This window comes from Chitinophaga sp. 180180018-3, assembly GCF_037893185.1.
Classification (GTDB): domain Bacteria; phylum Bacteroidota; class Bacteroidia; order Chitinophagales; family Chitinophagaceae; genus Chitinophaga.
The window spans coordinates 4,908,763-4,922,720 of sequence record NZ_CP140772.1 but is presented as its reverse complement, the minus strand read 5'-3'; the positions used below and the strand labels follow the sequence as shown (position 1 = coordinate 4,922,720).

Below are 13,958 nucleotides of genomic sequence, written 5' to 3'. Positions count from 1 at the left end.
TTAGATTACAATTTAAAAATTATGGACGCCGCTACGGTACATTGCTTAATGTACCATCAATACCCTGATGCCGTAGCCTTCCAGCGCCACCGTTTGCTCACTGCCGGTGCCCAGTTGCCTGTTGGTAATCAGGTCTGTAATGGTGTTACCATCCGTGTTTAATTTAATTTTTCCTTTCAACGGTTCGTTTGTGTCGTTCAGGAGTATTAAGAAGATGTTTTTTCCATGGGTACTCTGTGCCAGGATATATTCGATATTAGGATTGTCGCACGTAACAACTCCCTCACGGTTGATAAGATCAACTTCGTGGCCATAGATATTGCCAGGTGCAAATCCATATGATTCGTGCGGACCAACTTTCGGTGTAATGAAGCCTCTCGGAAAAGTAATCCTGCTGCCTGAACGTAACTGCGCTTCCGACAGGAGGTAGTCGGTGATCCATCCTATCTGCCACCAGGCATGATGCGGGTAAGGGCCGGCGCCCTTGTTCATGGTGGCCCAGTAATAGGAGGCTACACTTGTTTGCGGATCAACAAAGGCGTCTCTCCCGATGGCGGCTGCTCTCGCCATTTCAATGAAAAGAGGGTCGTTGGTAAGCTGAAACATGCGTACAAACATGCCGGCATGACTGCAAAGCATAATCGGGCCTGCACCATTTGCAGAGCCAATGATACCGCCATGCTCAAAGCTCAGGCCCGCCTGCGAAATTTGCCAGTCTTTGCGCTCAATACCATTCACGTGCTTGATTTTTTCAGAGGGTACCGGCTGCGTATAAACAGACGTCAGGTACATGCGCGCTGTGCGGATGGCAGCATCCTGGTATTTTTTATCGTGTGTGAGATCGTACAGGTCCAGCAGTGCCTGGGCCGACTGAGCCGTTGCAAAATCCGGTGCGTAGCGGGCATCACCACACACACCGATGAAGTGTCCCGGATCCACCGCGTTTTGTATAAACCAGTCGGCGCCGCGTTTGGCGGCTGTTAAATATTTTTCGTCTTTCAATATCCGGTAGGCCACCACCAGTCCGTAGAACGTAGGCCGCAGGTCTTTGATGTCTGTGAAGAGCGGCTGCTGCGTGTGCCTGTCGTATGCCACTTCCCAGCTGCCATCGGTTTTTTGCCAATTCATCAGCAGTGATGCGCCCAGCTCCAGCCTTTTTTTCAGCGTATCATTTCCGGGTTCAAATAGCAGTATGTTGCCTATGTCGAGCATAACGTAATAGGTAAGACTGACGGGCTCCACAAAGTCGCCCCATTCTTCCGTGAAGGTTTTGCTGTTGGAAAGATAGTATTGTCCGATGGCGGCGCCCTGAAAGAAACCCGGACCTGTTTGTTGCTGTGCAAGTTTGAAGTTTAACGCCAACGGTAGTACGCTGTCTTTGAGGTACCGATCGCCACTGGTGCTGGCAAGCATCCACATGGCTCCGTAGTCTGCGTTTTTAATGGCGTCGTGATTGGAGCCAACTACACCGCCCAGGTACGATTGGCCGCCGATAGTAAGCCCGTTATAGTGTTCGATATTCCATAAAGAGGTACGTTTGTCGCGCAGGTAGTGATGCATATGTTCTATCCTGCTGGTGAGCGACTGTGTATTTTTCCGCAGGGCGAGCGTCTTTTTAAAATCATATACATCGTTCACCGCATGCGTCAGCAAATGATACCATTCGCCTTTATTAAAGCTGTACCGGAATCCGTAATGGATATCATCACCCTGCTTTTTCAGCGAAAGGGGCTCGCCCAGTACGGGATAGTAAACAGTGGGAGAAAGCTGTGAACGCCTGTTTTTGTGAGACAGGGCAAGCTGCCATTGCTGATGCGTGTTACGGTCATTTTCCCAGGGATCCCTGCCAAGGCCGGCGTCGGGTATGACGGCGAAAGAAATATTTTCTTTGGTAGTAATGATGGGGCAGAAAGAACTGGCACAGCGTTCACGATAAAGCACGGGCAGATCGGGAACTCCCTGGCCATATGCGTAGCTTAACACCACGTCGGGCTGTATTGCTCTGCCCTGGAAATAGCCAGGCATCACGGCCCACGCCATATCCTCCTGGCCAACGGTTGTCACAGAAGGGCTGGAGAGGGAATAGTACCCGTCTTTTTTACATTGCAGCTGCATGGTTACTTTAACATCGCCGGCATATTGTTCATCGAGCTGCCAGGTGGCTGTGATGGTGGCTAACGGCGACGTATATGTGAAAATTACTTTAGCCGGCGATACCTGTTTGGCGCCGGAAGGATAAAAGTACAGGGCATCGCCGGCAGTATTCAGTGCAACTGCTGTGGTGGCCTGTTTCCAGGCATTGATCTGGTAGTGGTAGGAAGTGTCGGGCCAGCTTTTGCCGGTGATGGTTTTAAAATGAATGGCGGTACTGTCTGCCGGTTTTTCAGCAGCATACAGCAGGGTATACTCGCCGGAAGGGTGTGCCACCGGCCGCCATTGTTGGTTGATGAAGAAACGCAGATCCTTGATCTTCCATCCATCCTTCGTTTGCTGCCACTGAATGCGCAGCTGTTTATTGGCCAGCGATATGGTCTGCGCTTTTATGGCTGCCGGCAAAAGTAGCTGGATGCTTGCAATAAGCAGGAATATCCTTTTCATATATTCAACATTAATGACGCCTATTCAAAGCATCGTATTTCAAAAATAGCAGCCGGTGTGCTGGCCGAAGGGTGTGCTGTTCTGATAGTAAGGCCTGACGTAACGAGGGGGCTGGGCCAGTGGATCTCATTCCGCGTCTGGTAGTTCCCTGTTTTTTCATATACCTTATTACCATTGTCGTCAAAGATGGAATAATTACGGAGACAAAAAGGCATTACATTTTCCGGGTGCGACATAAGCACAGATTCCATCGGGTGGTCAAAGTCTGTATCGAAAGAAAAGATCATCTTTTTAATGCGCTTCGGCTCGCCCCAACGCAGCGTAATGCTGGGATCAGGATCGTTCAGATCCGACACCCAGGCATTGGGCTGGGTGGTAGGCCTGGCAACGCCATTGCTGATGTTGGCCGGCCCGAACAGCTGCAGGGGACTGCCAAGCGTGAGCGCAATATTTTGCCCGGCCGGCCTGCGCTGTGCGCACCAAAACTCAAAGCTGTCTATTCCAATGCCGTCGGGGGCGTGCTGTTTACCATAATTTGATACTGCAGGATTAATAGTGTTAAAGACAGAAAGGATACCGGTGATCCTTTTACCCGATCTGCTGATCTTTACCATCGGGTTCTTGTGAAGTACCACAAATACATATTGCGCCTGCTCAATAGTAACATCCGGCATGAGCTGTATGCAGTTCCTGCCGGGTTGAACGTCAAATTCGAAAGTGGCGATCGATGTATCGGGTGTATAGCTGCCTGTGCGTGAACAGATTCTTATTTCAGCGTGAAGCGTGGCGGGCGCGTCTGCGTAGGCATGTAACGCGATTGACGGGATCTTTCCTTTATTAACAGGGAACATTTGGGCTACTGCTATATCAAGCGGAAGTGGCGCGGTATCTTCTTCCAGTTGGGAAAATACCAACTCACTGCTGGCAGTGATAGTCGCCTGTTGCACCAGGTCGTCTTCGTCTTTTAAAGATACGCCGGGGATGAATTGTCCGCTGCGCAGCAGCAGTTGCTGCAACCTGGCGATGCTGCCGTTGTTGTAAAGCGCAGCCGGACTGCATCCCTGCTGTGTGCAAAGCACTGCAGCCAGGGCCGACGCCTGTGCAACATACGCGCTGGTAGCCATTACGCGCGACGAGCCAAACGCCACATGCGACGCACTGATAATGCGTCCTGCCAGCAACAGGTTTTGAATATTCCTGGAATACAGGCTGCGAAAGGGTATCTGGTAAATGCCCTTACTGTGCCATTGGGTACAACCCGGTGCAGCGGAATAAATGCCATCCGACGGGTGCAGGTCGAGGCTCCAGCCACCGAAGGCTACGGCATCGTCGTGCAGGCGTTGCTCAATAACATCCTGCTGTTTTAAAATGTAATCGCCTTCGAAGCGGCGACTTTCCCGCTTTCCGGGAATCATGCCTACCCACTCCAGGGTTAAGGTGGCCGCCTCAGGAAAATTGCCTGAGTTCTTAATATAGTTCCATACACCGTATACTATCTTCCAAAGCTCCCATTTTATTTGCTCCGTATCATGTACCGTGTCCATACGCCCGCCATATTCTATCCACCACAGTTTACAGCCATATTCCTGTGAGTTGAAGCTTCGGAATTTTGGTATCTCTGTAATATCTGTAAGTGCAAAAGATGGAGGAACAAACTGTACTGGTTTGCCGGTATCTTTCGAATAAAAATAAAGAGAATGGCCAAGGAGCTCGCCGTAGGCTTTGGTGGGAGCAAACAGTTCATTAAATTCTTCTTTACTTTCTGCCCCCATTCTGAATGCCGCACCCGACAAAAAGCCTACCACACCATCGCCGGAGGCATCGCAAAACAGTGGCGCCTTTAGTTCATATTCAGTTTGGTTCTGGCTACAATAAGCTTTTAAAGATGCAATGGTAGTACTATCCTGCTTTTCTGCATGGTAAACGGTGGTGTTCAGTAATAACGTGATATTGGGCTCGCTGGCCACTTTATCCAGTAATATAGCATCAAGGATCACCGGATTGCCTTCCGGATTCCGGTACATGTTTTCTACCAGTATTTCGTCTATCACACCGCCTTCTCTTGCCCACCTGTTGTTATTGCCCATGTGAGAGGTGGCGCCCAGTATCCATAAACGTATTTCACTGCTGGCATTGCCCCCCAGCACGCTTCTGTCCTGTACCAGTACTACCTTTAATCCATGCCTGGCAGCAGTTACTGAACAGCAGATGCCCGATAACCCGCCTCCCGTGACAATTAAGTCGGCCGTTAGTTTTATCAATGGAAAAGAACGCTTCTCTATGCTTTCTGATCTTATCATGCTAATAAAGGTTTTTATGGATGATGGTAAAACCGCCGGGCTTTATCAATGCAATTTCCGCTGTATCTCCTGCCAGTGGAATATCCAGCTGTACGCTATCTCCGGGGTTTAATGTTTTCACAGGTATATAGGTTCCGTTATATTTTAACCGGTAACCCTTCAATGTATAAGAAGGAAAATCTTTTCTGGCGGTAATACGGATGGTGGCATGGTCCGCGTTTTTATTCACCAGTTCAATGATAGCAGGCGCAAATTCTTCCTGCATGGCTGTATACATTCCCCGAAGACTTCTGTCTGGCGCTACGATGCCCCAGGGCCTGTATCCGTTGGCGTTGGTGGCAGGAAAGCGGCTGAAATAGTCGTTGAAGGTCCATACGGAAGCGCCGATCAAATAGTCGCACTGCCTGAAATCCTGCATAGCTTTTTTGAGATAGGCGATGCGCTCTTCCTCAGATTTAACCCCGTCTGTTCTTATGCCAAACTCGCTCACGTAAACAGGTTTTGAAGGATACAGCTCATGTATGTGTTGTAGTGTCTTCAAGTGGCCCCAATAAATATTCGCACTTACAAAATCTACATATTGAGAGGCTTCATCTGTTGGCTTTCTGATATCCTCGCGCCCGAGGAGCATGCTCGCAAACGTAATAAGGCGGGAGTTATCGAGCGATTTTACAAAGCTGCTCATATCGCGCACCCAGGCTTTGCCGGATTCGGTCTGCGATTGAAATTCGTTGCCCACACTGTAAGCAATCACGCAGGGATGGTTCCAGTCGCGAGCGATCATTTCACTCATTTGCGACCTGAATTTGTTACGCATCAGGGTGTCGTCCATTTGTTTGGGCGTCATCTGCCAGTTGCCTGCTTCCTCGATGATCAGCAGGCCGTGTTCATCGGCCCAGTCGAGCAGCGACGAAGACACCGGATAATGGCTGATGCGGGAAAGCTCCATGCCACCGCTTTTGATCAGGGTCAGGTCTTTTTCCAGTACTTCTGCAGGGTCCATAGAACCGTAACCGGGATAATCGAGGGGCCGGTTGCATCCACCCATTTTTATCGGCTCACCATTCAGTAATAATCTGGTACCGCTGATTTCAACTTTTCGTATGCCGAATTTTGTTTCTACAGTATCTTTTCCGGCCGTAACCGCTGCTGTATATAACGCCGGAGCATCCGGGCTCCACAAGGCTACTTCAGACGCCGGCAAAGTAGCTGTTAGTTCAACAGGAACAACGCTGCCCGGCTCAACTTTTACCTGCTGTGGTTTAAAACGGATACTGGCTTTTGCGCCGTTGCGGTAGATGCTGACGCCAACGGTGGAAGTGGCGGTGGTTGCGCTGCTATTGCCGACAAGTGCTTTCACACTAACCTGTGCAGTTCCTTTTGAAAGGTCGGGAGTAGCCAATATTTTACTATTGCTGATATATACCGGTGGACGGGTAATAATATGCACCGGCCGGGTAATGCCGCCGTAATTGATCCAGGGATATACCTGGCGCTGACTGGCATTTGAATAAGGCACCTCGGTTTTAGCTCCGGGTATGGTGGTGGTGTCCCAGGAGTTATCGACCTGCACAGCCAGTGTATTCCTGCTTTTGAGCACATGGGTGATGTCGAACTCAAACGGCGTATAGCCGCCTTCGTGAGTACCTATCAATATGCCGTTCAGCCATATTTTAGATTTGTAAAAGACAGCGTCAAATTTCAGGAATACATGATTGTCGCCGGATACCGCCGCCTCAAATTGCCTGAAGTACCATGCGGTGCCTGTGTAAAAAAAATACCGGGGATCTGTAGAAAAACAATGCGGTACTTTCACTTTATCAAAGTTGTTTACCTGGAACGAAGTGTCGTGCCACCGCTCTTTTTCTCCCACCTTCACCGGGTCTGCGGTAAACATCCATTCACTGTTTAAACTGTTGTCAGTGCGGCGTTGTCCGAAGAGTAAGCACGGAATACCAAGTAACAGGCAAATTAATTTTCCTTTCATGTTTACATTTTTTGCTTTAAGAGCAACCTGTTTAGCAACAAGTTAGCAGTTATCAGCCATTTCATTTCCAATCAGGATTTTGTTCCAGTTTCGGGTTCGCATTGATCTCATCGAGCGGAATAGGGAAGTACCGGTTCCGCGGCTGTGGAGCCCTGCCGGGATATACGTTGTTGACCGCTTTGGGAATGACCTGCAGAAAGGTATTCGTTCTGGTCAGGTCATACCAGCGGTCGCCTTCTCCAAAGAGCTCCCAGCTGCGTTCCTGTAATACCGAGTCAACAAAATGTTCCTTGTCGAGCCCGGTGGTTAAACCAGGAAGGCCGGCCCTGTTCCTTACGGCATTGATGTAACCATACGCTTCGCCCGACGGGCCATTCTGGCGTGCAGCGGCTTCTGCAGCTATCAGGTAAACATCTGCCAGCCGCAGGATAGGAATATTGATAGCTCCGCTTCCACCAACGGAATTCGGGTCCATATACTTTTTTACGAGCACGCCCTGGGGGGTAATGGGAGTAATATCTTTCTGATGTACTACCTGCCCGAGTTTGTTGATATAGATGGTGTCGAGCAACAGCCTTCTGCGGTCTGCAGCATTGAACGAATCAAAGAATGACTGGTAGGCAAATGCAGATCCATAAGAGGAGGCTGCATACTGCGGGCCATCGCTGTTTTTAGGACCGTATAACCCGATGATCTGTGTAGAAAAGCCTGGCGACGCGCTTTCACATTCGAAGGCCCACATGTTTTCCTGCCTGGCTGCGTCTTCTTTGGCCACGTTATATACGTCCAGCACATCCGGCATCAGGCTGTACCTGCCGGAGCTCAGCACCTGCTTTGCCTTGTCCAGTGCGGTAGCCCAGTTCTGTGCGTAAAGGGCTGTTTTTGCATATAACGCCATGGCCACTTCTTTTGAGGGCCTGCCTTTCTGGATATTAGCGGAGTAGGAGGGCAATTTGGCAATAGCAAGATCCAGGTCCTGATATATCTGTTTAAAGACATCCGGCTGCATTGTTTTACCCATGATGGCAGTATCAATGCTGGTGCTGGGTGTTGTTTTAACTACGATGTCCCGGAAGTTTTTGGTGAGCATCCACAGATAAAAGGCGCGCAGATAATAGGCTTCTCCGAGAATAACGGTTCTTCTGGCGGTGTCCATATTGGTTTCCGGCACGCGTAATATCACCCAGTTGGCTTTTTCAATGCCCGAGTAGCACGATTGCCAGATCTGCTGAGGCGATTCCATTTGCCTGCTGAAGCTCTTCTGCGTGGTGTAATTCGCATCATAGCTGAATAAGGTGTAGGTGTCTCTGCCTACTACCGGCCGTGGATAGATCTGGTCGGCACTGAAGTCAGATGCCCCGGTGCCGGCAGTATTATATAGCGCCACCATAGGCCCGTAAACGGCTGTTAATGCTGCTTCTGCATCAGAGGCAGTTTTATAAAAGTTGTTGGTAAAGATAGAAGAATAAGGGGTTTCTGTTAGCTTGTTGCAGGATGAATAAACCAGCAGCAGGCATAAACCGCCCAGCAGATATTGTATGTTTTTCCTTGTTTGCATATGGATCTTGTTTTAGAGTCCAACCTGTAAGCCAACGACAAAAGATCTTGCCATGGGATATACCAGGTTATCAATTCCAATGAGTGTATTTGAACCGCCGAAGGAATTTACTTCCGGATCATAGCCGCTGTACTTAGTGATGGTAAAAAGATTGTTGCTGCTGACGTAAAGCCTTGCGTTGGTAACATATTTTATGGCAGGAAGCCTGTAGCCGAGTGTGATATTCTTCATCCGGATAAAGGAACCATCTTCCACAAAGCGGTTTGTTACCGGAATCCTTCCGCCCTGGAAGCCGCTGGCATACTCGTTGTTCGGGTTGGTGGGCGACCACCGGTTGACCATGCCTTCCAGTACATTTCTTCCTCCTAAACCATTTTCAAAAGTGTAGCGGCTCAGGTTAAATATCTTATTACCCTGCACGCCGGAGATAAAGAAAGAAAGGTCGAAATGGCCATAGCTGAAGTTAGACGATAGCCCAAAGATATAGGAGGGGTTGGCATTGCCGGTGATCGTTTGGTCCGCTCCCGTGATCTGTTTATCGTTATCCAGGTCGGCCACCTTTACACCACCGGTTCTGCTGCCACTGCCGGGCAGTACGGTTTCGCCGGTCTGGTAGATGCCATCGAATACATAGGTTTTAAAGATGCCGAGTGGCTGCCCGACTCTGAGCACACTGTAGGGATTCAGTACGTATTCGTTGGTACCACCCTCCAGACTTAACAGCTCGTTGCGGTTCAGAGATACATTGGCGTTGAGATTCCATTTGAATTTCCCTGTCAGTATTCTGGCGTCAGCGGCGATTTCCAGGCCTTTGTTCCGGATACTGGCAAAGTTGCCTGTTATGGAAGTGTAACCAGATGAAAGTGGGAGGTTCTTTACAAATAACAGGTCTTTAGTTTTCTTGTTGTAAAAATCCATTGTAATATTTAACCGGTCGTGTAACAGGCCGATATCAAGGCCGATATTGGCCTGTGTCGATTTTTCCCAGCGTAGGTCTGCATTGGGAATGCCGGTAGGGCTGATACCTGTTGTATAGATGTGGTTAAACTGGTAATTGCTGCCGGAGCTTTCCAGTGCGAGCGACTGATACGGCGCGATGGCGCCTGCGTTGCCCGTCTGCCCATAGCTGGCTCTTAATTTCAGATCGCTGAATACCCCGCTGTTTTTCAGGAATGGTTCTTCAATGATCCGCCAGGCGCCGCCTACAGCCGGGAAGAAGCCCCATTTGTGGTTTTCGCCGAATTTAGAGGCGCCATCGTAACGGGCAGTAATATCAAAGAAGTATTTATTGGCGTAGCCATAGTTGATACGGCCCATGTAGGAACTCAGCGCTTCTTTTGTACGGTTGCTGCTGACGGTTCTGTTTACCGCCAGCTGAACGGCTTCATTGGCAGTTGCATCATTCGGAAAGCCGTTGGCGTAAATGTAGTTGTCGTTGTACAAATTGCTTTGAATAGCATAAACCCCGGTGAACTTGAGCGAATGGTTGCCGAAGTCATGATTATAGGTAAGTATGCTTTCATGCAGCCATGAAGTGGTGTTCACATTCCCTTTGGATGCGGTGCCGGAATTGGCGTTCACCTCGGCCTTGCCAAGAATATAAATGGGCGCGTAATAATCATTCAGGGTATTGCTGACATCCGCATTGAAAGAGGCGCGGTAGCTCAGTCCTTTAATGATCTTTGCTTCGGCATATACGTTGGCAAGTGTACGCTTGATAGTATTACGGTTCAGAATATTGGTCAGCCCAACCGGGTTGGAAATTTCGCGGTACCGGCCATTAAACTGGTCAGCCAAAGGATAAACAGATCCGTCTTCCCGGTAAGGCACGAGCGTAGGTGGCGCCCCTAATGTAGCGCCCACAATGCTTTGGGTTACCAGCGGTCCGTCGATGGAATTGATGCCTGTAGGGATATTGTTGTTGATCGTATAGCTGCTGAGCAGGCTGGTACCCACTTTAAAGCGGCTGCTGATATTATGATCGAGCGTGGCCCGCAGAGAATAGCGCTTGAAATCCGAAGAAATAATAATACCTTCCTGATTGAAGAAGTTGCCGGATAACGAGAACTGGGTTTTTTCCGAGCCGCCGCTTACAGCTGCCTGGTAGTTTTGTATCCCGGCCTGCCGGTAAATAATATCCTGCCAGTTGGTGCCCTTGCCCAGTGATGACGGGTTCGGGTATATCTGCGAATTATAGATATCATTTTCCAGCTGTGCAAACTGTGAGGCATTAAGCATTGAAAGTTCTTTGGTTATATTTTGTATGCCGCGGTAAACATCCAGCTGTACACGTGTAGCGCCGCTTTTCCCTCGCTTGGTGGTGATCAGTACAACACCATTGGCGCCTCTTGCGCCGTAAATGGCGGTAGATGAGGCATCTTTTAAAATTTCCACTGATTCAATATCGTTTGGATTGATGGTAGATAAAGGGCTTACATCACTTACACCGCCGCTGTTGGATATCTGGATGCCGTCGACAATGTAAAGCGGCTCAGAGGAACCATTAATGGAATTGGTACCTCGTATACGTACACTGATATTGCCTCCCGGGGCAGCGTTGTTTTGCGTGATCTGCACACCCGGTACCCGTGCCGCAAGGCCCTGCGCCACATTGGTAACCGGTGTTTGTGTAATGTCGGCCGATTTAACAGACGCAATAGAACCGGTAGATGCCACCTTTCGTTGGGTGCCGTAGCCAACCACTACCACATCGTTCAGTTTACTGATGTCAGTCTTCAGGGTTACTGTCAGGTACGATTGACTGTGAACGGCAACAGTGGTATTTTCATACCCCTGGAACGAGATAAAGAGCGGTGAACCGGACGGTACATCTTTTAATGTAAACACGCCGGTGGTGCTGGTAACAGTGCCTTTTGAAGTACCTTTCACTGCAACAGTGGCGCCTGGCAAGGGCTGTCCTTTTTCATCCACTACTTTCCCTGTAACCGTTGGCAAAACGCTTTGCGCAGCTGCCGGCTGCGGGAAGAATGGAATAAGGACAAACAGGATCATTAAATGACCCATTAAGTCAAGCAGGGAACTTGATTTTTTCATAACGTAAGCATCTTTAGCTTTTAGGAAAACAGTTTGTCATAAAGTGGTACGCAATGTTATAGAAGAATGTCAAACAATGAAAGCATTCACGGGCTTTTGCAGAACAGGATCTATCGGGAACGATACCGCAAACGATACCGGTAGGAGCAGGGAGAAAGAATCTGATGAAAGTGCGTTAAGAAAATGCGTTTTATTTTAGTGTTACTGATCTAAATTGTTTTGTTTTAATGATAAAATGTATCCGGTGTAACCAGGTGCACGCGATTGCAAAATCTGGCATTGTAAGGGGCAAACAGCGTTATTATTGCAAGGATTGTAATTTTCATTTTACGCTTCCGGAGGAAGCTGCCGTGGATATGCCGAAGAACAAAAAGCATATGACCACTATTGTAGACATCGCAAACGCACTGAATATATCTAAGTCCACGGTATCAAGAGCACTGCATGAACACGGGGATATCAACCCGCAAACGAGAGCGGCTGTTTTGAAAATGGCCAGGCAGCTCGACTATCAGCCCAATCTGCTGGCTAAAAGCCTGGTGAAAAGTAAAAGCAATACGATTGGTATTATCGTTCCGGAGTTTCTGACCTATTTTTTCCCGACTATCATCATGGGTGCACAGCAGGTGGCGGCGCAAGCGGGCTATAATGTAGTTATCTGCCAGTCGCAGGAGTCGTATAAAACAGAAGTAGCCAACGCCCATGTATTGCTGTCTAATCGCGTTGATGGCGTATTGATATCCATGACAAGGGAAACTAAAAAATTTGATCATTTTAAAGCATTTGAAAGACATGGTATTCCGGTAGTTTTCTTCAACCGGGTATGTGATGAAATGGATACATCAAAGGTGCTGGTAAATGATTATGAAGGAGCGCTTAAGGCAGTAGAGCATCTTATCAAAAGCGGTTATCGTAATATCGCGCATATTGGCGGTCCGCCGGCATTGCGGATAACGCATAACCGCCTGAAGGGCTACCAGGATGCATTGGCGAAATATGGTCTTCCTTTCAAAAAAGAAATGGTAGTGTATTGCAACCTTTCAAAAAAAGACGCCATTCACTGTGCTGAAAAGCTGCTGGACCTTAAACACAGGCCGGATGCTGTTTTTTGCGTGAACGATCCTGTAGCCATTCAATTGATGCTGGTGGCTAAGAAAAGAAAGATAAAGATACCTTCCGGCCTTGGGATTGTTGGTTTCAGCAACGACCCTATCGCGGAGGTGATTGAACCTGCACTTACAACCGTACAGCAGCCGGTGGCTGATATTGGCCGCTCGGCCATGCATATACTACTGGAGGCTATTAATAAGGGAGATGGTTACGCGCCGGTACTTAAATCGCTTGAAACAACGCTAATTGTCCGGGATTCATCACGGAAGTAATTCCGCTACCTGTTTAACCGGCTTCGCAAGCTGCAACACATGTTTCAGTACCTCCTGGGCCGCCTCGATTTCTTCTTTCTTAATAGAAATACTTTCGATATTAAAGCCAACAGGAATGTTCTTCTGATCCGCATAATTCAGGATATCGCCCGCAATGTTGATACAGTTATCAATAGATGAGGCCAGGATATCCTTCGCATGTTTCAGATCGTTGTACAGCCAGTTGGGTACTTCAATCCCAAGCCACTTCATGAACTGCAGGGTTTTCAGCGAACCGCAGGGCGCCAGTGTAAAGATGATCGGAGCTACGCCGCATGCTCTTTCCCTTGATCCGTAGTAATAATCAGACAACAGGTTTTTGGTATCGTTGATGTTATACACGCATTGTGATACAAAAAAGCTGCAGCCGCTCTCCATTTTCCTGAAAATCCGGTGGTGCTCATCTGCTTTTTTGCTATGCCGCTCCGGAATGGTAACGCCACCCAGCAGGAGATCAGGCATTATATCCCGTTTCAGCTCATAGGCGTCGCCCAGTGAAAAGTTAGAGGCCTCCACCTGTTGGTGCGACGAGGCACCTACGAACACCATGTATTCCTGTTCCTTATTTTGCGTCAGCCAGCGATGGAAGTCGTCTTTCGTTTGATTAGCGATGCTTTTATAGATGATACGGGGCACCGGCAGATCAAGGAGAAAATCTCTGCTGTATATTTCGGGAGCGATGGTAGGAGTAAACGAAAACGTTCTTGTTTCGTCTGTTCGCAAAGATTCATCCTGTATGTCGTACAAAATCAACCCATCGATGTCCAGGTGCCTGAGCTGTGCCGCCTGGTTGGCGGCAATAGTGAGCATCCTTTCGTGCGGTGTGGTGACTTTAGGGGGCGTCAGGCTGTAGAAAACGACCCGGGAACTGCCATCCAGTATCTTGCTTTTTAAACTACTCATGTCGACTTATCATTCAATTAACGTGCAAAATAACAAAAAGGGGCTTATATATCCAATCCCGGTATATTGGATAATATTTACCATGATTCCGATATTACAGCCCTTTTTTTTGCTTTCAGTGGATTGTTCTTTTGTAT

At 48.5% G+C, this 13,958-nt stretch carries 7 protein-coding genes; 1 reads left to right on the top strand and 6 read right to left on the bottom strand.

Annotated elements, in window-relative coordinates; genetic code table 11:
• Nucleotides 1–45: 45 nt before the first annotated feature.
• The 5 genes from UNH61_RS19130 to UNH61_RS19110 all read right to left on the bottom strand — a co-directional run bounded on the left by UNH61_RS19130 (nt 46) and on the right by UNH61_RS19110 (nt 11,497).
• Complete coding sequence (locus tag UNH61_RS19130; RefSeq protein ID WP_326993592.1) at nt 46–2,598, bottom strand: glycerophosphoryl diester phosphodiesterase; 2,553 nt, start codon at nt 2,596–2,598, stop codon at nt 46–48.
• Nucleotides 2,599–2,618: 20 nt separating this feature from the next.
• A complete protein-coding gene (locus UNH61_RS19125; protein WP_326993591.1) occupies nt 2,619–4,898 on the bottom strand; it encodes an FAD-dependent oxidoreductase in 2,280 nt (759 codons plus the stop codon).
• Between the two features lies 1 nt (nt 4,899).
• Entirely contained in the window at nt 4,900–6,885 is a 1,986-nt protein-coding gene (locus tag UNH61_RS19120) for a glycoside hydrolase family 2 TIM barrel-domain containing protein (protein ID WP_326993590.1), read from the bottom strand.
• Nucleotides 6,886–6,946: 61 nt separating this feature from the next.
• The gene (locus UNH61_RS19115; RefSeq protein WP_326993589.1) at nt 6,947–8,443 is read right to left on the bottom strand and encodes a RagB/SusD family nutrient uptake outer membrane protein; all 1,497 of its coding nucleotides are present in this window, start codon (nt 8,441–8,443) and stop codon (nt 6,947–6,949) included.
• Nucleotides 8,444–8,455: 12 nt separating this feature from the next.
• Entirely contained in the window at nt 8,456–11,497 is a 3,042-nt protein-coding gene (locus UNH61_RS19110; RefSeq protein ID WP_326993588.1) for a TonB-dependent receptor, read from the bottom strand.
• A 227-nt stretch (nt 11,498–11,724) separates the two neighbouring features.
• Between UNH61_RS19110 and UNH61_RS19105 the strand changes: the two genes are divergently transcribed.
• Nucleotides 11,725–12,879, top strand: coding sequence for a substrate-binding domain-containing protein (locus tag UNH61_RS19105; RefSeq protein ID WP_326993587.1), 1,155 nt, complete (start codon nt 11,725–11,727; stop codon nt 12,877–12,879).
• Here UNH61_RS19105 and UNH61_RS19100 read toward each other — a convergent pair.
• Nucleotides 12,868–13,821, bottom strand: a complete 954-nt coding sequence (locus UNH61_RS19100; RefSeq protein ID WP_326993586.1) for a methylenetetrahydrofolate reductase — start codon at nt 13,819–13,821, stop codon at nt 12,868–12,870. The two genes, UNH61_RS19105 and UNH61_RS19100, sit on opposite strands and share 12 nt — an antisense overlap.
• Nucleotides 13,822–13,958 lie beyond the last annotated feature (137 nt).

What these genes read in the sequence shown, in the direction of transcription:
- UNH61_RS19115 (WP_326993589.1), bottom strand. Translation starts at nt 8,443, where the DNA reads ATGCAAACAAGGAAAAACATACAATATCTGCTGGGCGGTTTATGCCTG.
- UNH61_RS19110 (WP_326993588.1), bottom strand. Translation starts at nt 11,497, where the DNA reads ATGAAAAAATCAAGTTCCCTGCTTGACTTAATGGGTCATTTAATGATC.
- UNH61_RS19105 (WP_326993587.1), top strand. Translation starts at nt 11,725, where the DNA reads ATGATAAAATGTATCCGGTGTAACCAGGTGCACGCGATTGCAAAATCT.
- UNH61_RS19125 (WP_326993591.1), bottom strand. Translation starts at nt 4,898, where the DNA reads ATGATAAGATCAGAAAGCATAGAGAAGCGTTCTTTTCCATTGATAAAA.
- UNH61_RS19120 (WP_326993590.1), bottom strand. Translation starts at nt 6,885, where the DNA reads ATGAAAGGAAAATTAATTTGCCTGTTACTTGGTATTCCGTGCTTACTC.
- UNH61_RS19100 (WP_326993586.1), bottom strand. Translation starts at nt 13,821, where the DNA reads ATGAGTAGTTTAAAAAGCAAGATACTGGATGGCAGTTCCCGGGTCGTT.
- UNH61_RS19130 (WP_326993592.1), bottom strand. Translation starts at nt 2,598, where the DNA reads ATGAAAAGGATATTCCTGCTTATTGCAAGCATCCAGCTACTTTTGCCG.